This window comes from Algoriphagus alkaliphilus (genome assembly GCF_900103735.1).
Taxonomy (GTDB): Bacteria; Bacteroidota; Bacteroidia; order Cytophagales; family Cyclobacteriaceae; genus Algoriphagus; species Algoriphagus alkaliphilus.
The window spans coordinates 1-18,683 of sequence record NZ_FMXE01000051.1 but is presented as its reverse complement, the minus strand read 5'-3'; the positions used below and the strand labels follow the sequence as shown (position 1 = coordinate 18,683).

The 18,683-nt window shown below is 43.0% G+C and carries 21 protein-coding genes; 6 read left to right on the top strand and 15 right to left on the bottom strand.

The annotated features are described in order from the left end of the window. A partial coding sequence (locus BLQ81_RS21060; RefSeq protein ID WP_262481067.1) for a reverse transcriptase domain-containing protein occupies positions 1-312 on the bottom strand: 312 nt, incomplete at its 3' end. Between the two features lie 95 nt (positions 313-407). Then, positions 408-908, bottom strand: a complete 501-nt coding sequence (locus tag BLQ81_RS21055) for a fasciclin domain-containing protein (protein ID WP_092734860.1) — start codon at positions 906-908, stop codon at positions 408-410. A gap of 187 nt (positions 909-1,095) precedes the next feature. Between BLQ81_RS21055 and rlmH the strand changes: the two genes are divergently transcribed. Next, a complete protein-coding gene (gene rlmH / locus BLQ81_RS21050) occupies positions 1,096-1,569 on the top strand; it encodes a 23S rRNA (pseudouridine(1915)-N(3))-methyltransferase RlmH (RefSeq protein ID WP_092734857.1) in 474 nt (157 codons plus the stop codon). Between the two features lie 100 nt (positions 1,570-1,669). Then, positions 1,670-2,500: a hypothetical protein gene (locus tag BLQ81_RS21045; protein ID WP_092734854.1), complete on the top strand. Its 831-nt coding sequence runs from the start codon at positions 1,670-1,672 to the stop codon at positions 2,498-2,500. A gap of 178 nt (positions 2,501-2,678) precedes the next feature. Here the strand turns inward: BLQ81_RS21045 and BLQ81_RS21040 are convergent, their stop codons facing one another. From BLQ81_RS21040 to BLQ81_RS21030, 3 genes are read right to left on the bottom strand one after another with little or no spacing between them, the layout of a single operon-like run. Continuing rightward, positions 2,679-3,194 (bottom strand): FKBP-type peptidyl-prolyl cis-trans isomerase, encoded by a 516-nt coding sequence (locus BLQ81_RS21040; protein WP_092734851.1) that lies wholly within the window; start codon positions 3,192-3,194, stop codon positions 2,679-2,681. Between the two features lie 16 nt (positions 3,195-3,210). Then, the gene (locus tag BLQ81_RS21035; RefSeq protein ID WP_092734848.1) at positions 3,211-4,914 is read right to left on the bottom strand and encodes a capsule assembly Wzi family protein; all 1,704 of its coding nucleotides are present in this window, start codon (positions 4,912-4,914) and stop codon (positions 3,211-3,213) included. Between the two features lie 3 nt (positions 4,915-4,917). Further along, positions 4,918-5,583, bottom strand: a complete 666-nt coding sequence (locus BLQ81_RS21030) for a hypothetical protein (protein ID WP_245693333.1) — start codon at positions 5,581-5,583, stop codon at positions 4,918-4,920. A gap of 132 nt (positions 5,584-5,715) precedes the next feature. Between BLQ81_RS21030 and wecB the strand changes: the two genes are divergently transcribed. Next, the gene (gene wecB / locus BLQ81_RS21025; RefSeq protein WP_092734845.1) at positions 5,716-6,807 is read left to right on the top strand and encodes a non-hydrolyzing UDP-N-acetylglucosamine 2-epimerase; all 1,092 of its coding nucleotides are present in this window, start codon (positions 5,716-5,718) and stop codon (positions 6,805-6,807) included. Positions 6,808-6,810: 3 nt separating this feature from the next. Then, a complete protein-coding gene (locus BLQ81_RS21020; RefSeq protein WP_092734842.1) occupies positions 6,811-7,293 on the top strand; it encodes a cupin domain-containing protein in 483 nt (160 codons plus the stop codon). A 3-nt stretch (positions 7,294-7,296) separates the two neighbouring features. On the opposite strand, the gene BLQ81_RS21015 is transcribed toward BLQ81_RS21020, so the two are convergent. The 9 genes from BLQ81_RS21015 to BLQ81_RS20980 form a co-directional block, all read right to left on the bottom strand. Further along, entirely contained in the window at positions 7,297-7,740 is a 444-nt protein-coding gene (locus BLQ81_RS21015; protein WP_092734839.1) for a DinB family protein, read from the bottom strand. Between the two features lies 1 nt (position 7,741). After that, positions 7,742-8,311, bottom strand: coding sequence for a hypothetical protein (locus tag BLQ81_RS21010; RefSeq protein WP_092734836.1), 570 nt, complete (start codon positions 8,309-8,311; stop codon positions 7,742-7,744). Between the two features lie 372 nt (positions 8,312-8,683). After that, positions 8,684-11,563 carry a TonB-dependent receptor gene (locus BLQ81_RS21005; protein ID WP_092734863.1) on the bottom strand — a complete coding sequence of 960 codons (2,880 nt, stop codon included), beginning with the start codon at positions 11,561-11,563 and terminating at the stop codon, positions 8,684-8,686. Between the two features lie 107 nt (positions 11,564-11,670). Then, positions 11,671-12,906 carry a hypothetical protein gene (locus tag BLQ81_RS21000; RefSeq protein WP_092734833.1) on the bottom strand — a complete coding sequence of 412 codons (1,236 nt, stop codon included), beginning with the start codon at positions 12,904-12,906 and terminating at the stop codon, positions 11,671-11,673. Positions 12,907-13,090: 184 nt separating this feature from the next. Beyond that, the gene (locus tag BLQ81_RS20995) at positions 13,091-14,062 is read right to left on the bottom strand and encodes an AAA family ATPase (protein WP_092734830.1); all 972 of its coding nucleotides are present in this window, start codon (positions 14,060-14,062) and stop codon (positions 13,091-13,093) included. A gap of 118 nt (positions 14,063-14,180) precedes the next feature. Beyond that, positions 14,181-14,816 (bottom strand): pseudouridine synthase, encoded by a 636-nt coding sequence (locus tag BLQ81_RS20990; protein WP_092734827.1) that lies wholly within the window; start codon positions 14,814-14,816, stop codon positions 14,181-14,183. Between the two features lie 11 nt (positions 14,817-14,827). Then, a complete protein-coding gene (locus BLQ81_RS22430; protein ID WP_175454314.1) occupies positions 14,828-15,004 on the bottom strand; it encodes a hypothetical protein in 177 nt (58 codons plus the stop codon). A 274-nt stretch (positions 15,005-15,278) separates the two neighbouring features. Beyond that, positions 15,279-16,103 carry a universal stress protein gene (locus tag BLQ81_RS20985; protein ID WP_092734824.1) on the bottom strand — a complete coding sequence of 275 codons (825 nt, stop codon included), beginning with the start codon at positions 16,101-16,103 and terminating at the stop codon, positions 15,279-15,281. 242 nt (positions 16,104-16,345) lie between these two features. Further along, complete coding sequence (locus BLQ81_RS20980; RefSeq protein ID WP_139183699.1) at positions 16,346-16,666, bottom strand: hypothetical protein; 321 nt, start codon at positions 16,664-16,666, stop codon at positions 16,346-16,348. Positions 16,667-16,676: 10 nt separating this feature from the next. Between BLQ81_RS20980 and BLQ81_RS22425 the strand changes: the two genes are divergently transcribed. Together BLQ81_RS22425 and BLQ81_RS20975 are read left to right on the top strand one after the other, a co-directional pair. Further along, a complete protein-coding gene (locus BLQ81_RS22425) occupies positions 16,677-16,850 on the top strand; it encodes a hypothetical protein (RefSeq protein WP_175454313.1) in 174 nt (57 codons plus the stop codon). Positions 16,851-17,128: 278 nt separating this feature from the next. Next, positions 17,129-18,082: a nitrilase family protein gene (locus BLQ81_RS20975; RefSeq protein ID WP_092734818.1), complete on the top strand. Its 954-nt coding sequence runs from the start codon at positions 17,129-17,131 to the stop codon at positions 18,080-18,082. A gap of 345 nt (positions 18,083-18,427) precedes the next feature. On the opposite strand, the gene BLQ81_RS20970 is transcribed toward BLQ81_RS20975, so the two are convergent. Then, a complete protein-coding gene (locus BLQ81_RS20970; protein WP_092728614.1) occupies positions 18,428-18,628 on the bottom strand; it encodes a hypothetical protein in 201 nt (66 codons plus the stop codon). Positions 18,629-18,683 lie beyond the last annotated feature (55 nt).

Below are 18,683 nucleotides of genomic sequence, written 5' to 3'. Positions count from 1 at the left end.
TACCCGCAGTCGCCCTTCCCCTTTGGTTTTGTAAAAGGAGTAACCCAAGAATTTTATCTTGGATATCGGGGCTGTTTGGCTTTTATCCCTGTTCACTTTTAGGAACAGTTTCCCCTCTATGAATCGGATAATCGATTCCATTATCCGCTCTGCACTCCGTTTGCTTTTGCACAGTATGACCATATCATCTGCGTATCGTACAAACTTGTGCCCTCTGCGCTCCAACTCCCTGTCCAGTTCATTGAGCATAATGTTACTCAGCAAGGGACTCAGTGGACCCCCTTGTCTTAAGCTAACACTCCCTACTGCCAAGCGTGTTCGGGACTTTCACCCTAGAGCTATCGCCCATGCCGGGCACACAACGAAAAAAGCCCTCAATTGAGGGCTTTTTTTAGTTTAACCGAAAATTACATTTTTGGCAAAATCACGGTATCAATGACGTGTACTACACCATTGCTTGCTTCAATATCTGCGGTGATGACAGTAGCATTATCGATCATCGCTTTGCCGTCTTTTAACCTAACTGTGATTTCAGAACCCTGAACAGTTTTCGCCTTTTGACCATTTGACAGGTCTGATGACATTACCTTGCCTGCCACAACATGATACGTCAACACCGCAATCAGTTGCGCCTTATTTTCAGGCTTCAAAAGATTTTCTACAGTCCCAGCCGGCAACTTGGCAAAGGCCTCGTTTGTTGGCGCAAATACTGTAAATGGCCCCTCGCTTTTTAGTACACCTACCAAGTCACCTGCTTGAACGGCAGCTACCAAAGTGGACAAGAACTCAGTGGCAACCGCCAAGTCTACGATGTCTGCTTCGACTTCATGAACGTTGGTTGATCTGGGAGTAAAGGCTGATGCGAAGAAGATCGTCATCACCATCAAAATAGAAAGTAATTTTTTCATAGTAGAAATAATTTTAGTTAGTGGCATTCGAACAGCTTGTTTCAAGTAATTGTTTTTCAAAGATTTGTTAAGAAACGTGAACGGGTGTATTCGATTAAATACGGTGAGGACAGGGTGTAATTGGAGTTTAGTTTTTGTTAAAAAACATTTAGAAAATTTTCCTGCTACTTTTTTCGATCTTTAAAGCATGCAAATCAAACTCATCGCCATCGGAAAAACTGATCATCCAGCCATTCAAAAACTGATCGAAGAATATTCCACCCGCTTGGGATTCTACATCCGGTTTGAGATGGAAGTGATTCCGGATTTGAAAAATACCAAATCACTTTCCGAGCAGATTCAAAATGAAAAAGAAGGAGATTTGATCCTCAAAAAAATTCAAAGCGCTGATGAACTGATCTTATTGGACGAGCGGGGCAAATCTTTTTCCTCTATCGAATTCTCTGAATTTCTCCAGAAAAAAATGAATTCGGGACTTAAGCAATTGGTATTGGTCATTGGAGGCCCTTATGGTTTTTCGGACACGGTCTATAGTCGTGCAAACGGAAAGATTTCGCTTTCCAAAATGACCTTTTCGCATCAAATGATCCGCCCTTTTTTGATCGAACAGCTTTATCGGGCTTTTACCATCCTGAGAAACGAGCCTTACCACCACGAATGAGTACCTGAAGTACTCACTGTTAAGTTTTTAGCCAAGTCCTTTTCTAATGTTACCAAATTGTTAACTTTGAACAATTCGGATAACATTGGCTTCATCTCAGATGAAAAAGGCGCTACTTACATGGTTTATTCTCGCAGGACTGGTTCAGCTATCCAGATCTCAGGAAATCCTATTGGTACCCGAAAACCTCAATTTCCAGTCGGAGACAGAAAGAAATTTCTGGCAATATGGAGAATTCAATCCCTTTTTACTTTTCAAGGCAGTACAGGCAGAGCGAACTGCTTCGGAGCAAGCTTGGATCGAAGTAGTAGAAGATCTGGATCTCAAAGCCTCCCGAAAAAAAAGTGATCATCAATTTTTAAGACAGATTTTTGAAAAAACACATCAGAAACTTCTGAAAAAATACGAGCAACATTCTACCTTCAATAGCATGCTTTCTGAAGGAAAGTTTGATTGTGTCAGTGGGTCCGCAGCACTCAGCTTATTGCTGGATCGATATGGATTTGTTTTTGATATTATAGAGACTGATTACCACGTTTTTATAGTAGTTGATTTGGAAGGAAAAAAGGCGATTTTGGAAAGTACTCTTCCAATCGGAGGAATGATTACATCCCCTACTGAGGTGAACAAATACCTGGAGTCCTATAGACCTGAAAAATTTGCGCAGTTAAAATCCTTAAATCAAGGTCTGGCCGGTCCTGATATCGACTATGGGGATCATTCTATCTTCAGAAAAGTTAACTTTAAGCAACTCGCCGGGCTTCAATATTACAATGATGCCATCGTACATTTTAATTCGCAGGCATTTGGATTGGCTATTGATCAACTATCGAAAGCCTATCTTTTATATCCTTCGGATCGCATCCTGGGCCTTCGCGAACTCAGCATCGACATGGCCTACAAAACCTATGGCTACGAAATAAAAAAATAAAATCGTCCTCTCAGAATCCCAAGAGGCCGGATGCAATTTCAGCTTCCTCATGTGTTTGGTTAGGATTTTAAAAATGAACTGTTCAAAATTACCCTGCCAAACACACCTCCACCATACGACAAATGCCCTATTCAATCTGAAAAGGGCATTTGTGTAAGCGTGGATTTTTTACGCACAATCAATGGTGATGGTGCCCATCGGGCCCATGCACATGGCCATGTTCGATCTCCACAGTTTGGGCCTCCCGGATGGAAATTATTTTCCCCTCAAAATATAAATCATAGCCTGCCAAGGGAGGGTTGAAATCCATGTGAACGCCCAAGTAATCTACTTTCATAATTTCTCCCCGCATTTGGTTGCCTTTGTCATCCTGCATCGGGATCACATTCCCAACCCTGAGCAACGCTTTGTTTTTCTTCCCTTCTTCCTTAAACTGTGCTTTGGGAATAATTACTTTTTTGGAGTCATCGTAATCTCCATAGCCATTTTCGAAATCAATAGAAACCGAAAAAGACTCTCCGGCAGCTTTACCTGATAGTGATTCCTCAAACTTGGGCAGGACATTTTGATACCCAAACAAGAAGTAAAATGGACTCTCCGCTGTGACTGTTTCATAAATTTCCTTTCCGGTCTCTCCGTCATCAACTCGAAGGGTGTAGGCTACAGCCACTACTTTATCTTTTTCTGCTTTCATTATTTATTCAGATCAATTATCTAAACATGTAAGTCAGGCCAATTTGCCCAACGAAGTTTTTACGGTCAAACCCCGGCACAAAATATTGATCGGGCTGATTTTCCAAAAACCATTTATAATTCAGGGTATTCACATGCTGGAATTTCCCTGACAGCAGAAAGTCTCCAAACTTCCATTCAGGGGCCAGGGTAAATACCAAATCCACGTACTTATTTCTGAAATCCTTTGATGCTTCATATCGGTAATAATAGAAATCATTATTATACTCAATCCGCTCAAACTGAAGTCCGATTTTTTTCAACCCTTCGACCCATGCAACGCCAAGGAAAAGCTGATTTGCTGCAGGACCATTACCTATTCCGAGGACTTGGCCCTGATGCGTATAGCCGTGGCGCACATGGTCATGGATATACCATGTTCGCAACTGACGGATTTCTTCCCGTATGGTCTGACCAGAAAGTGTCATTTCGGAGCTGATTTCAAGGAATCTTCCCGGCTTTTTCAAGCTCATTAAATGCGCAAACCCAAAGGTAAAAGCTCTTCCCTGTTCGGGAGTAGTCATGAATTCCTCGAGTTTTCTGCTGTTACCCCTTGTTCCATATTCTCCGTAAAACTCAAACCGTCCGGCAGGACTCAGCCATCTGAAAAAGCCTGAGCTAAACTGTTGCCTTTTGTCACGTATAGGATCGAAAGCATTGGCAGGCCCCTTTCGCCCGTTAAAAATCGGAATAATATCATCCAAACCAGACACGTCGCTGCGGTATAGATGATTTACCGAACCATAACCCAAGAAGAGTCCCGGAACCCACTTTGGCTGATAGGTCAGAATCAATCCTGACAGGAATCGATTCCCGTCTTCAGGTTTTGGAATAAGTACAGGATTTTCCTGAATGGAATAATCCGGCCAAGGGGGGAGAAAATCCGTGGATTTCAAAAATCCGGAAACAGACTGTGCTTCGAAGGAGCCAATAGGAGTTTTGACAGGTTTGCGGGTGTTGAGGGTGAAATGAAGAAAGCCAGGGGCATTATTCCCCAAAAGGAGCGAATTCCTGCGACCTGGGCCCCACCACAGATTTTCGGTCGAAAGGCCAATAGAGTATTCCTTCAGATTAAACCTTAGGCTGGATTGTCCCGGATAAAACCGATTGAAAGCCCCTTTCCCAAACCGCTCCGGCATGTCTATTCGATTCATGTATTCATAATAGAATAGAATGGTCGCCTGATGCTCGATCGGGAATCCGATGTAATCTTTGTTCTGTGCCAGTAGAACCTCCGGCTGCAATTGCAGGCTGAACTTACCGTATTCCGCATAGACTCCGGGACTAAATATTTGCTGTATCCCGCGGTTGGGAATGAAGGCCCCATCATTTACACCAAAAGCATAAGTAGAGTTGTACTGAACCTTATATGTGCCGGGTAGCGTGAGGAATTTACCTTTCCCTTTTTTTCCTATTGTACGGTGAAAAAATGAATTATCCAGATCAACGACCGAACTGTCCAAATCAAAGCCATGGACGATCCCAAAAGCTTCAGCAGGATACAGGGGTCGAATCATCCAAGAAGAGGCAGAATCCAAAGTTCCGAGCAATTGCAACCTTCTCAGATAATCATCCAATACAGGCGTGCCCACCGGAATAGTTTGGGAAAAAGCAGTCGAATTGACCGCCAAAATAAAAAGGCAAAAAACCGAAACCGCCAGACACTTTACAGCTTTTTTCATTTCTTAATTTGTCTGAATGGCTACAACTTCAATTTTGGCTACTGACCAAGACTCATCGCAAATGGGATCAGGGGAATTTCCCTGGAGCAATTCAGCCCCCATGAAAACTCTCACACTTGAATTGGAGTGTGGGATGAGTCTCGAAACAGCGTAGCGGGTCGTGTAATTTGGAAATGCACCAAAGATACACCGCCCCGGTAGGTTGGTTTGGGTGGCGCCCAATTTGGGAACATTCTGACGAAAGAATTCATTGGGATAAGACTGGTAAAGGCAATAAGTAGGAGCACAGGGAGAGTTTGAAAACGTCGTCCGGAAAACTTCTGTATTGTCATAGCCCATGTACCAATAATCCGGGCCGGATAGACTGTCATTGGGATTGCCATCCCAACTGTCATGGATGAGGATATCCACTGTTACTTTAAGAAAGTTATGAGGGGGAAGATCAGATATTTTAGCAGCGACCTCCTCATTGTGGTAGTACCCTGCCACCGTATCATTCTGGAAAATAAAGAGTTTCCCATTTTCAAATCCTGCAAGGTTCAGGTCGGAAAAGTCATTGGAGTACACCACCTTCTCCATTTCCACTGTAGGTAGACAGGCGGTCGTAGAACAAATCAATCCAAAAAATATCCACGCCCTCAATTCGATCAGCCAATTAAATTTTGCCATTTATTCAGATTTACTCAAAAAACTTCTTGGCAAAGAAACAAAAAACCTACCAAAAGTTTGAAAGGAATATACTCAAAGAGGCTAAGGAGCCGGAACGAATAATTAATTTTGACGAAACATTTCAATCTACCGATGTCCATTTTTACGATAGTAGCCGGAGCTAGACCCAATTTCATGAAAATTGCCCCGATCATTCACGCTTTTCAGGAAAAGCAAAAAGCTGGTGTCGATGTTCACTTCCGTCTCGTACATACCGGTCAGCACTATGATAAGAAGATGTCAGGCGACTTTTTTGATCAGCTAAATATCCCCGAACCGGATGCCAACCTAGGCGGGGGGGGTGGAACGCAAGCCGAGCAGACTGCTGCCATCATGATCGCTTTTGAAAAGGAACTCATGGAAAATCGGCCAGACCTTGTTATCGTCGTGGGAGATGTGACAAGTACATTGGCTTGTTCGATTGCTGCCAAAAAACTTCAGATCGATGTCGCTCATGTAGAAGGGGGAATTCGTTCGGGAGATCTAAGCATGCCGGAGGAAATCAATCGAATGGTGACTGACAGTATCACAGATCACTTTTTCACTACCTCCGAAATCGCAAATACCAATCTCAGAAAAGCAGGTGTATCGGAAGAAAAGATCCATTTCGTGGGGAATACGATGATCGACACGCTGAAGGCCCAGATGTCTAATTTCAAAAGCCCAGAAGGGCCAGTATTTGAAAGCCTGAAGGCTGGAAATTACTTCGTCATGACCATGCACCGCCCGGCCAATGTAGACCAAGAGCATTCCCTTAAGGCAATGATTGATGCCATTTTGGAAGGTACGCAAGGTTTGCCAATCCTATTTCCCGTTCACCCACGGACGGCGAAGAACCTTCAAAACCTGGGTATCCAAGCCCCAAACCTCCACATGTGCGAACCCCTGGGCTACCTGGAGTTCAACTATTTGGTAAAAAATGCCAAAGGTGTGATCACTGACTCAGGAGGGATCACTGAAGAAACATCCGTAATGAATATTCCATGCATCACCCTTCGGGACAATACCGAGCGAGCTGAAACCATTCACCTTGGCACCAATGAATTGGTAGGTACAGATCCAAAAAAACTCAAACCCTATCTGGATAAAATCATGAAGGGCGAATGGAAGCAATACCAAGGCATTCCGCTTTGGGATGGAAAGACTGCGGAGCGGATTGTGGACATCTTGCTCAATTCTTATTAAACAATGACGACAAACAGAATTCAGGAATTGGTCGAAAAACTTCAGATGAAATTCCATCCTGAGGGTGGATTTTATTCAGAAACTTACCGCTCGGATAGCGATCTGGAAACCCCCGCGGGCAAAAGACAACTGATCACGTCTATATTTTTCTTGCTTCGCTCTCAGGATGTCTCCCATTTTCACCGGATCAAAAGCGATGAACTTTGGTTTTGGCATGAGGGCAGCCCACTTTCGGTGCATTTACTCGGAGCAAAAGGACATGAAATCCTAAAACTTGGTCCGGTGGACAATCAGCATTCGCTTCCCCAACACCTGGTCAAGGCTGAAACAATTTTTGGAAGTTCGGTAGATGAGCCAAACAGTTACAGTTTGGTGTCTTGTGTAGTGGCACCCGGTTTTGATTTCAGGGATTTTGAATTGTTCAAGGCTGAGGATTTGCTGCCAATTTTCCCTGACGCTGCGCAAATCATACGAAAACTCACTTGAGAATTACCTCCCATATTTAAGGATCAGGGCAAGCTGTCCGGCATGGTAAGCGGTATGCGTGGAGATTCTTCCCAAAGCTTCGGATCTTGATTTACGCCCAAACTCTTTAGTCTCAATGATATCATCCCAATTTTCCTGAATCAAAATCGCCTTTTCGAGCATTTCTCCGGCATAAGCGACAATTTCTCTGAGTTCATCGAGATTGGTCCATTCACCTGTATCTTTTCCAGCAATCAGGGTTTTGGCCACGATTTTCACTTCTCCAAGGCCAAAGACATTTTTGGAAAACAATAATTCTACCTCAGCAATATGTCGGATCAGGAAGCCCGCTGAGTTTGGACTAGCGCCATTTTTTTTGGGGAGATCAGATTCTTGTACTGCATCGAGCAGTTTGGTGAATCTAGTTCTTCCTTCCTTCCAAAGATCTACAAGCGAAGCATTCTTCATCTTAATTCGAGTTTTCAGCCCATCCCCACGGAGCTTGAGGCAGTTCAATTGGCGTCGTCAGGTCAAACTTTACTGAGAAAAAAGTCTCCGATCCAGTTCTTCTCAGGTTATAGGTAAATGAAGTTTCATCCACTGTAATCCACCATACATTTCCGGCAGCGTAGGGGATGAGGTCAGTGGTCTCCTGATCAGCAGGGAATATTTGCATCGCCGAGAAACCCGTATTTGAAGCCGTTCCCCCATACTGCGTGATTTTATCTTCCGAGCCATCTTCGTGTCGGTGGTCATGCTTTAACTTGATCAGGTCACCTTCCATAGTCAAAACCCAAGTTCTGGATCTGTCATCTCCGACGAAAAAAGGGATTCTTAATCTCCCCTCTTCGCAACTTCGGACATGCATCACCAGCCTTCCGGCAAATCTCGGGTCAGACTCCGGTGAGACCAACTTCCCTTCGTAGGCTTTGCCGCAATGAGATTTTAGGCTTTCCCAGAAATTATGAGAGGTACTTAATTCTTGGGCAAATACAGAAATCTGAAGACTAAAAATGAGAAGTGTTAGAAAATATTTCATCTTTTTATATTTCGTTTTTTAATGGTCAGATGGAATGCCCCGGATAATCATTCCCCTGTGTGAGAAGCCTTTCTCATGGGCATTTCATGTGTTTATAATTTGGTTTTTAATTGCCACATGGAATACCCCCAGATAATCATGCTCCTGTGTGTCGCTCTTTCGACATGGGTATTTCATCTGTTTATAATTGATTTTTTATGGTCAGATGGAATCTCGCATGGTGAATAATCATCCCTCTGTGTGACACCGAAAGGGTCATGCTCGATTTCATGTGAAATTATTTGATTGAGACCTGAAAGTACGCAATCCTATGAGCCCAAAAAAGCCACCCGATCACTCAGGTGGCTTTAATAAAAGCTTTAAGTTCAAAATTTAGAATGCAAATGAGAATCCAAACTTAACTCTAGTGCCAGGCGCAAGGCTGGTAAAGATTTGATCCTGTGCCTCGAAGGAGCTGAAAACGACTTCTCTTTTATCGTTCAGTATATTTTCAACACCAAAGTTTGCCTGAATTCGCTCATCAGCTCCAAAGGACTTGTTTAGATTAAAATTAAGTGCGTGGAAAGGCACAGTATAAGTATCTGTTCTGTTTCCAAATCCAACAAAATTCAAGGTCGGTCCTTGCACATTATAGAAAATCCCAGCCTCCCAACCACTAGTGAAGTTGTTGTAAGAAATACCAGTGTTGACAATATATGGCGCTTGACCAGCCATCACTCTTGTATCATTTACCACCTCACCTTCCTTGGCAGAGAGTATTCTGGATCGGAGTTCGGACTCCGACATTTTGATTTGAGACTCAGTCACAGTCAAATTGGTAGTCCAGAAGAAATTCTCAAGGCTTGAAGTGATAAACTTCAATGACTTTCTGAATTCAAATTCTAAGCCTGCCACTGCTCCATTACCCACATTTCTCGGTTGGAAAGTACCAGGATCAGAGAGGAACTGGACAATTTCAATTGGTCTTTCGAATGTTTTGTAGAATGCACTCACAGAGAACATTTCACCTCTTTGCTGAAACATTTCCCAACGAACATCAAAGTTATTAATTCGAGTAGAAGTCAGGTTTCCATCCCACAAAACTTCGGATCCACCGTTAGTAGTTTCTGGATAAAGGCCTCCAATAAATGTTCTGCCTGTAATTGGATCCAAAATTTCCGCGTAAGATAGTTCCTTAAAAGAAGGTCTTGCCGTAGTTCTTGTAGCTGACACTCTCAGGTTCTGATTTTCTTTAAGGTTGTAAATCAAATTGAGAGTTGGGAAGAAGTCCAAATCGTCCAACATTTCCACCAAGTCATATACTATTGTTCCGTTCTGGTTGGTGCCCGTGTAGAATTGGTTGAATTGCTCTACTCTTAATCCTACCACTGCTTTCAATTTTTCAGCTGGGTTCAACTCCAGAGATCCATATCCCCCCATAGTTGTCGCATATGCTTCATATTCATTGGGATTGATTGGGATAAAGTCTGGATTATATCTGATTCCGTTTCTATTTGATGCCGAAAACAGATTTTCATTATTCATGATCTGATTTGGATCACCTGTAAATTGTGTATCTCCTGTAGGAAACTGGAAGCTTTGGATATTAAAGAGTCTGTGCTTGAATGAATAGCTTCCACCAAACTTAAGCTTGGCGTCTCTATTAAAGATTCCTAAATTTCTTGTGATATCACCTCTTCCAACTAGATTTTCTTCCTGAAGTGTTCTCCAAATTCGGGCAGGCAAACCTACTTCTGTGGAAATATTATTGGTAGGTAATCTAAATCGAGTGAATCGAATATCGGGATCTTCGATACTAGAGAGTGTAGGTGCAATTTTCCAACTTACCTCCCAGTCTTTACCATTGAAATAGTGGACACCAGATAATAATATACTTGTCAAAGCACGTTGGCTAAACTCTAAATTATATTGTTTGGCCTCGAAATTAGCACCCAAGTTGGTGTTTTCGAAATCGAAAATACCTGCTTTTGATTCTCCATTTTGGAGGTGCAAAAAGTTTAACTTGTACTTAGAAGCATTGGTTTTCAATGCAATTCCTGCCATCCCTCCAAGTAAAACATTGTTTACACCATAGTCTCCTCGTTGTTTTTCAAGCGACTCCAGTTCTGTCTCACCTTGACCAATTGGTTTCGCAAACAGATTAAACTCAGCATTTTGGTAAAACTCTGTTTCATTTTTATACGTCACTGCGGCGTTGTATCCCCAAGTTACTTTTGGTCTTGCAATTTGATTCCCCAAAGAGAAAGAAAGACCAAAGTCCATCAAACTAGACTGTCTCACTCCGCTCATTGTCTTATTGAATCCACTTAGAATGTTTTGATAATCCAATCCTGCCGGACTGTTTGGATTTCCTACTACCTGTCCAAACTGTGGAATGTTGGATCTTCCTCCGGTTGGAATAGCTCTGGTCCCATCATCAAAACCAAGCCAATCAGTCTTTCCTCCTTGGTAGGTTATGTAATTACTGTTGAAGTGCATGGATGGGTTTAGACCGCCTGAAATTCCCAACCTCATTGTTTTTTCTTCAGGAAAATCTTTGGTTTCAATATCCACTACACCACCTGTAAAGTCAGCCGGCAAATCCGATGTGAATGATTTGGAAACAATGATGTTGTCAATCACATTGGTGGGGAAAATATCCATCTGAATCGTATTTCGATCAGGATCTAATCCAGGCACGTCCATTCCGTTAAGGACAGTTTTGGTATACCGATCTCCAAGACCTCGTACATAGACATATTTTCCTCCCTCGATAGAAACACCTGTTACTCGCTTCACTGCAGAGGCGGCATCACCATCACCGATTTGCCGAAATGTACTGGCGGAAATCCCGTCCAAAAGATTAGGCGCATTGCGCTTTACAGACATCAGCGCACTTTCGGTAGTACGGATTGCTGAAGCCTGAATTGTCACTGTCTCCAACTCGGAAGCATCCTCCTTCATCAAAAGGTCATGGAGCACTTTTACTTCTCCGGCTGCGAGAGTCAGCGAATTCAGCTCAATTGTGGAGTAGGAAATGTAAGAAATCTGGATTGTATAGGTACCCGGAGCGACCTGCAATTCAAATTTGCCATCAAAGTCAGTAATGGCTCCTGTGGAAAGTTCTTTGACCAATACCGAAACGCCATACAATGGCTCCCCGGTTTTTTCTTCGTAGATGGCCCCTCGGATGATGCCGTTTTGTGCAAATACAAAGGCAGACAGGAATTGCAACAGGATCAGTAACACAAGTGCCAAGCTTAATTTAAGCATGGGTTTAGGATTTTTATTTTTCATACAGCTGGGTGTTTTCTCGAAGTTGAAGTGGGAAAGAGAGATGCCTTGCAAACATGCACTCTTCCCCTCCTTAAACTATTTTGTTATTTGAAGTCGGCCAAAGCATTTGCAGCCGCTGCCCATGTCCATCCTGTGAAGACAGCTTTATTTGCGCCTATAGTATTTGCTTTTAAAGCAACTGAGCTTGCGTGAACGTCAGTACCATTTCGGAATGCTTGCTGTAGCGTGACACCTTCAGTTAAGGTCGCTTCCAGCTTGGAGAATTTGAGAATTCCATTTGCAAAGTTCGCAACTGTAAGATCTCCGCTCAAGGAAAGGTCTCCTCTACCTGCGTTGTTATTTGCTGCAGGTGATGGGAAATTGAAGAAATAAAGGTTTTCGAATGTGCCTCTTGCACCAGCTCTGAAGTCAGCAAACTCAGACGAAGGATGACCTTTAATTGAACCGTTTCTCACCGTATGTGCAGCATTGTATGATCCTTCCGGACCGTCGATTTCAAGTGCGTGGTCAGTATTTACACCACAGATCACAATGAAGTTATCCAAAATGCCAGCCCAAGATTGATCGGTATCAACTGCGTCGTCACCAGAATTCCAGACCAAAGCATTTTTTACAGAAACTGTTCCACCAAACCATTCGATTCCATCATCCTGATTGGCAACAACTTCTACATTTTCGATTACTGTCCCGGATCCTACACCACCAAGGGTCAAGCCATTGATTTCGTTTCCTTCACCAATATTTGCTCCTCCGTGACGAATTGATACATACTTTATAACACCAGAATTATCTGCATCGTTAGTACCTCCGTAAAGTCCATTGGTATCGGAAGCAGGAATTCCTTCGATTTGAATTTCCTGAACATCACCAGCAAATGAACCTCTCGCTCTTCCCAATACAATGATTCCACCCCAAAGTCCTTCTAGAGTAGGCTCCAAGTTTGGAGAGGCTATCTGGCCAGGTATAATCTCATCTGCTACTGTTGTGAAGATAATAGGCTGAGTCGCTGTGCCAGCCGCGTTGATTCTACCACCCCTCGCAATTATAAGAGCAGTAGCGTTAGCCCCTGAACCCACTTGTCCTTTTACAACTACACCTGGCTGAATAGTAAGAGTGGCACCAGAAGTAACTGTGATTCTTCCTGCTAACACATAAATTTTACCTGTTTCCCAAGTAGTGTTAGTAGTAATGTTGGAAGTGATTTCAATACTAGACCCTGGACCTTCACCTTGATCTGGTTTATCATTTCCTTCGATACATCCGGTAAAGCCTATAAGACCAGCTACCAAAATCAATAGTAGGTTTGTAATTTTTTTCATGGGTTAAAAATTAAATTGTGGTTTTGCATGTTGATGATGCAAAGCTCAATTCAATTTCCCCGGCAAAAGAATTTTACTGTTTATGCTTTTTTTAAAAAAACAGACAGAATTTAATGTTGAATTAACAATAGAAACAAAAAAAAAGGCTTTCCCCTTGGAAAGCCTTTCTACGCAACTTGATGCCTTATTTCAATGTTACCGTTTTATTAATCGGCACTTTTTCAAGGAGTGTTTTTATTAAAGTTCTGGTATTGACGTTATCAGCTTCCGCTTCATAATTGAGCAAAATCCGGTGGTTCAACACATCTTCAGCGATTTCCTTGATGTCCTCAGGCAATACATAATCCCTGCCATCCATGAATGCAACGGCCTTTGCTGCAAGATTCAAATTGATGCTGGCACGTGGCGAAACACCAAACATGAAATACTTTGCCTCATCCTTTAACCCATACTGGGCGGGAAATCTAGTCGCAAAAACCAACTCGATGATGTAGTGTTCCAATGGCTCGGCAATATTGACCGCATTGATTTCATTGCGGATATCAAAAATGTCCTGTTTGGATAAGATCGGTCTGACTTCAGTGGTGTACTGCATGTTGGACATACGGCGCATGACTTCCATCTCATCAGACTTACTAGGATAGTCAATGTGAACTTTCATCATGAATCGATCCACCTGCGCTTCCGGCAGAGGATAGGTTCCTTCCTGATCTACGGGGTTTTGGGTAGCCAAAACCAAAAAAGGCATATCCAATGCGTAGGTTGTCTCTCCAATCGTCACCTGCTTCTCCTGCATGGCCTCCAAGAGGGCGGACTGTACCTTTGCCGGTGAGCGGTTGATCTCATCTGCCAAAATCACATTGGCGAAGATTGGCCCTTTTTTAACCTCAAAGCTTGAATTCTGCTGATTATAAATCATCGTTCCGATCAAATCTGAGGGAAGCAAATCCGGCGTAAACTGAATCCGGTTGAAATCCAGGTGGAGAACTTTGGCAAGCGTGTTTACTGTCAGCGTCTTTGCCAATCCCGGTACACCTTCCAATAAAATATGTCCATTGGTAAACAGGCCAATCATCAGTCGATTGACCATTTTGTCCTGACCGACAACCACTTTTTTTACTTCCTGAATAACCTCAGCGATTTTTTCCTGATGCATGAAATACAAATTTTTTTATGCCTGAATGGCGAGCCTAAAATAGGGGATTTTGAACCAACCAACAATCTTAATTCTTAGCAGCGGTAATGCCCAAAACCTGATCGGTTTTTAGGATTTTTTAAGATCGCTTAAAATTTTTGCCTTTATTCTGTGCTGTTCCCGTTTTGGCAAAGCCCGTAAGCCCCAACTGGTGATAAACTGTCTTTTCATCCAGTTCGAGTATATCTCCGGCCTGCATGCCTTTGATGTTGATTTTTTCCATGGAGTAGCGGACCAGACGAAGGGTAGGAAACCCTACCGCTGCGGTCATTTTTCTCACTTGCCTGTTTTTTCCTTCGATCAAAGTCAATTCGATCCAGGTATCAGGAATGGCTGCCCGGTAGCGGATGGGAGGATTCCGATCGGGCAAGACAGGAGCCGGATCCAACAGTTTGGCCAAAGCTGGCTTGGTCTGATAGTCCCGTCCATCGACATTGATGGTGACTCCGTTTCGAAGTTGTGCCAAGGCCTCCGGGGTAGGAATCCCCTCGACTTGGGCGTAATAGGTGCGTTGATGTCCGAAACGGGGATTGAGTAAATGATGGTTGAGCACCTTATCGTCGGTGATCAGGAGTAGTCCTTCACTGTCTTTATCCAGCCGACCCACCGGGTAGACATCTTTTGGAAAAGCACCGAGAGAAGCCAGCGTGGGCTCCTCCCCGGTGAATTGTGTCAAAACCCCAAAGGGTTTGTAAATAATAAAGTATCTGGCCAAGTCAGTAGTGATTAGCTTCCGCAGCCTATACAATCAAAATGAGAGTCCATCGGTTTTACTCCTTTGAGTTGCATCTCCAGGTTGTGGATTTCATCCCGGGTTTCCATGTCGGCAAACATGTCACCGGTCAGTTTCCCTTTCAAAGCTGCAATTGCTTCTTCGAGTGCGCGTTTTTGTTGTTCGGTCATAAAAGTGGTTAGGTTTAAGTGGTGAATGAATAGTTAAAATAGCCAATTCTCATAAGAAAAGGTTCATTCATTTTAGGAAAACAACGTTCAAAAATGCAGCCAATTGGAATTTTGCCTGCATGCCTCAGGCAGGTCTACTTGAGGCAGGTGGGTAGGGCTGTAAAAATGGAATTTTTAATCATTTGAAGAGGAGGGCGTTGCCAGTTTTTTTATACGCACACAGAAACCAATGCGCCCAAATGCCCGGTTTCAAATTAATTTTTCTGCTGCCTTCTTAAATATGGAATGAAAGAACAGGGAGGTCGTACATTCTTACAAGATTTTCGGTAAAACTTGGATCAATAATACGAGATACTCCAAACTTTTCTGTTTTGGCCGTAACGATCACATCCGGTCTGTTTTTCTTTTCCAGAAATATTATCCCAAGTTCCAAATCCAAGGCATTGATGAGCGTGACATCTTCAGTATTGCCAAATTTCTCCAGCCGTTTTTCAAATTCCTCAGTTTCTACAAAATTGTAAGGCGTATTAATGAAGACAAGGTTTATTTTAGCTCCCAGTAATGCTGCAAATTCTTTTAAAATCAAAAATGACTTCTTTTGATTTTCCAGGAGTGTAGTGGCAAAAGCAATTGTTTTAATCTCCGGTTTTCCGTTCCCTTTTTTGACTACCAAAACCGGAACTTTCACATTTCGCAAAACCCGCTGTGCATTTGAACCAATGACACGGAAACTTTTGGATCCTTGAAGACCGGATGAACCCATGATCACCAAGTCTGAACCCGCTTTTTGCACATGGTCTTGGACATTTTCAGGCCCAAAGTTAAAAACCAATGAGGAGGTAGTAGTTACCCCAGCCCTCTGGAATTTTTCCACTACACTATTCAACTTTGATTTGGCCGAACCGATTGCCCGTAGGGTTTCCGGATAGTATTGCTCTTTTTCTTTAGCCAATTTCACCCAATCCACAGGTGTATTCAAAATATGCAAAATCTCCACCTTCGCCTTGAGCTTGGAAGCAATCTCCAAGGCGTAGTCCGTGGCATACCCTGAAACTTGGGAAAAATCGGTCAGCAGTAATACTTTCGCGCCTATCTTCATGTCGTAAGAGTTTTGGTTGATTATGCTAATTTATCCTTTTAAGTCGGGGAATTTATTGGATGAAAAGCAGGATCTAAACTGATTGATATCAGGTTTTTAGAATAAAAGTACCGAAAATATGGCGAGTTTAAGCATTAGCATAACTTGGCAAACTTGGAAAGAAAGGCGATGATTGCTTTTCGTTTAGGATAGGCCTTCAGTGATACGCCGCATTCTTTTTGGTTAATAAATCGGCTGTCCCCTTATTGTTTTACAGTTATCAGTCGAAACCTCAAAAAATCCTCTGACATATCCGGATTTTCAGGATGATCAGTCGAGATCCAGATCCCCTCATGGTCTCCAAAAATATTCCTGCCATTAAACCTGTCAGGGGTCAATTCCATTTCGCCTACTTTATTGAAATCAGAATCTAAAAAGACCAATCCCCATCTCGAGGCCAAAAAGGAATCCGCATCCAAATAGTTATCGGGGACATCCTCAAACTTCGCCACCCGTACCATCAGCTTCTGATTTTTGAGATAAAACAAGTCCGTGTAGATATCTGCGTAGTTAATCAACTTCATGATTTCGGGCATGTCCTCAAACATCTTGGGTGAATTTGAGGTCGGTGGATCATTCGGAAATCCCGAGTGCCCTGCAAAAGCTGAAAATACAAATCCGAATGACCAAAGTCCTGAGGCAGAGGAAACGTTTTATATTTTTCAGTCACCACAAACTGAAGCTCAGATTGGTTTTCTTTTTCTTTAGAAGGAGTGCAACTCAAAATCAGAAGGAAAAACAGAAGCCCGGAAATTAAAAAAAGCTGATTTTTCATCTGTTTATAATTGATTTTTTATGGTCAGATGGAATCTCGCATGGTGAATAATCATCCCTCTGTGTGACACCGAAAGGGTCATGCTCGATTTCATGTGAGCGAAGATATTTCAACTAACAAGATAACACTATTAGAGAATAATAGTAATGTGATTCTACATTTATCCAATTGCCCTTTGGAGTTTCTTCAGCTCAGCTTATCTTACTTTCAAATGGAAAAACTGAAAATAGCCAGCGCCCAATTTGAAAACCGAAGCGGGGATAAGGACTACAACCTTTTGGTCATAGACCGGCTTTCGGCAAAAGCCGCAGCGGAAGGTGCCCAAATTATCGCTTTCCACGAATGCTCGATCACAGGATACTCTTTTGCCCGCAAGCTCTCCCGAGAACAGCTGCTGGACTTGGCAGAACGCATCCCATCCGGCCCAAGCACCCAAGCACTGATAGAGATCGCCCGAAAAAATCAAATGGTCATCTTGGCGGGTTTGTTTGAAAAAGACGAAAACGACGACATCTTCAAAGCCTACGTCTGTGTCGATCAAAACGGACTGATTGCCAAGTACCGCAAGCTTCATCCTTTTATCAACCCTCATATTTTACCGGGAAATGACTATGTGGTCTTTGACCTTTTGGGCTGGAAATGCGGAATTCTGATCTGCTACGACAACAACATCATCGAAAATGTGCGCGCCACGAAACTGCTTGGTGCAGACATCATCTTCATGCCACATGTGACCATGTGCACGCCTTCGACCCGCCCAGGTGCCGGTTTTGTAGATCCCAAGCTTTGGGAAAATCGGGAGAATGATCCGACTTCGCTGAGAAAAGAGTTTGATGGGTTGAAAGGCAGAGAATGGCTAATGAAATGGTTGCCTGCCCGTGCATATGACAATGCCATCTATGCAGTCTTTTCCAATCCGATCGGTATGGATGATGACCAGTTGAAGAATGGGTGCTCGATGATTCTGGATCCCTTTGGTGATATTTTGGCAGAATGTCGAAGCTTTGAAGACAGCTTTGTCATCGCCACGCTCACGCCGGAAAAACTCACCCAAGCGGGAGGCTCTCGCTACATTCAAGCCCGTCGACCGGATCTGTATCGGGATATCATCGGACAAGCCCACCAACCGGAACAAAAAGTGGTTTGGCTGAATAAGGAGGAGTGAAGGGGGGAAGAATTAAGAAAAAGGTTCGATACCCTCCGGGGTCGTCTGGTAGTACACAGCGCGCTGATTATCCACGGGTTTTGGTTCGACTTCGCTCACCAACCACACCCGCGGTTATTGAGAAGTTTGGCCCCGTACGGGGTCTGGAATTGGGAGCGATATGAATAAAAAATAATGATCCTGAAACGCCAATCCCGATGAGAAGAGCTATTTCGGGAGGATCGAACTTCTGAATAGCCCTAGGTGAAACCTGGGGTATTGAGGTTTAAGGTGGTGGACGACAACCCTGAAAGGCATTGGCGTTAACTTAAGGCTTATACCCCTATTAGAGAGATAGTTCCTCTCTTATTTTTTAGCCTTCTTCTTCAGAAATGATTCTTTTTTAATTACCCTTTTCAAAACAAAGGTATTCCTGTCCTCTATCTCCCATTCCAATTCTTCTGCTTTTTCTATATCACAAGACTCTGCCAGAGCCGCAGGAAAATTGATATAATAGGAACTGGTTTTTCCTCTTTCAACTCTTTGAATTTTAACTTTATAGCCCATATTTTTTATGATTTTATAATAGTATATTTACTATTATAAATGTAAAACAAAATAC

Bases quoted from the DNA above. Each gene is read 5' to 3' on its own strand.
- BLQ81_RS21055 (WP_092734860.1), bottom strand. From the start codon at position 908: ATGAAAAAATTACTTTCTATTTTGATGGTGATGACGATCTTCTTCGCA.
- rlmH (WP_092734857.1), top strand. From the start codon at position 1,096: ATGCAAATCAAACTCATCGCCATCGGAAAAACTGATCATCCAGCCATT.
- BLQ81_RS21045 (WP_092734854.1), top strand. From the start codon at position 1,670: ATGAAAAAGGCGCTACTTACATGGTTTATTCTCGCAGGACTGGTTCAG.
- BLQ81_RS21040 (WP_092734851.1), bottom strand. From the start codon at position 3,194: ATGAAAGCAGAAAAAGATAAAGTAGTGGCTGTAGCCTACACCCTTCGA.
- BLQ81_RS21035 (WP_092734848.1), bottom strand. From the start codon at position 4,914: ATGAAAAAAGCTGTAAAGTGTCTGGCGGTTTCGGTTTTTTGCCTTTTT.
- BLQ81_RS21030 (WP_245693333.1), bottom strand. From the start codon at position 5,583: ATGGCAAAATTTAATTGGCTGATCGAATTGAGGGCGTGGATATTTTTT.
- wecB (WP_092734845.1), top strand. From the start codon at position 5,716: ATGTCCATTTTTACGATAGTAGCCGGAGCTAGACCCAATTTCATGAAA.
- BLQ81_RS21020 (WP_092734842.1), top strand. From the start codon at position 6,811: ATGACGACAAACAGAATTCAGGAATTGGTCGAAAAACTTCAGATGAAA.
- BLQ81_RS21015 (WP_092734839.1), bottom strand. From the start codon at position 7,740: ATGAAGAATGCTTCGCTTGTAGATCTTTGGAAGGAAGGAAGAACTAGA.
- BLQ81_RS21010 (WP_092734836.1), bottom strand. From the start codon at position 8,311: ATGAAATATTTTCTAACACTTCTCATTTTTAGTCTTCAGATTTCTGTA.
- BLQ81_RS21005 (WP_092734863.1), bottom strand. From the start codon at position 11,563: ATGCTTAAATTAAGCTTGGCACTTGTGTTACTGATCCTGTTGCAATTC.
- BLQ81_RS21000 (WP_092734833.1), bottom strand. From the start codon at position 12,906: ATGAAAAAAATTACAAACCTACTATTGATTTTGGTAGCTGGTCTTATA.
- BLQ81_RS20995 (WP_092734830.1), bottom strand. From the start codon at position 14,062: ATGCATCAGGAAAAAATCGCTGAGGTTATTCAGGAAGTAAAAAAAGTG.
- BLQ81_RS22430 (WP_175454314.1), bottom strand. From the start codon at position 15,004: ATGACCGAACAACAAAAACGCGCACTCGAAGAAGCAATTGCAGCTTTG.
- BLQ81_RS20985 (WP_092734824.1), bottom strand. From the start codon at position 16,103: ATGAAGATAGGCGCGAAAGTATTACTGCTGACCGATTTTTCCCAAGTT.
- BLQ81_RS20980 (WP_139183699.1), bottom strand. From the start codon at position 16,666: ATGAAGTTGATTAACTACGCAGATATCTACACGGACTTGTTTTATCTC.
- BLQ81_RS22425 (WP_175454313.1), top strand. From the start codon at position 16,677: ATGTCCTCAAACATCTTGGGTGAATTTGAGGTCGGTGGATCATTCGGA.
- BLQ81_RS20975 (WP_092734818.1), top strand. From the start codon at position 17,129: ATGGAAAAACTGAAAATAGCCAGCGCCCAATTTGAAAACCGAAGCGGG.
- BLQ81_RS20970 (WP_092728614.1), bottom strand. From the start codon at position 18,628: ATGGGCTATAAAGTTAAAATTCAAAGAGTTGAAAGAGGAAAAACCAGT.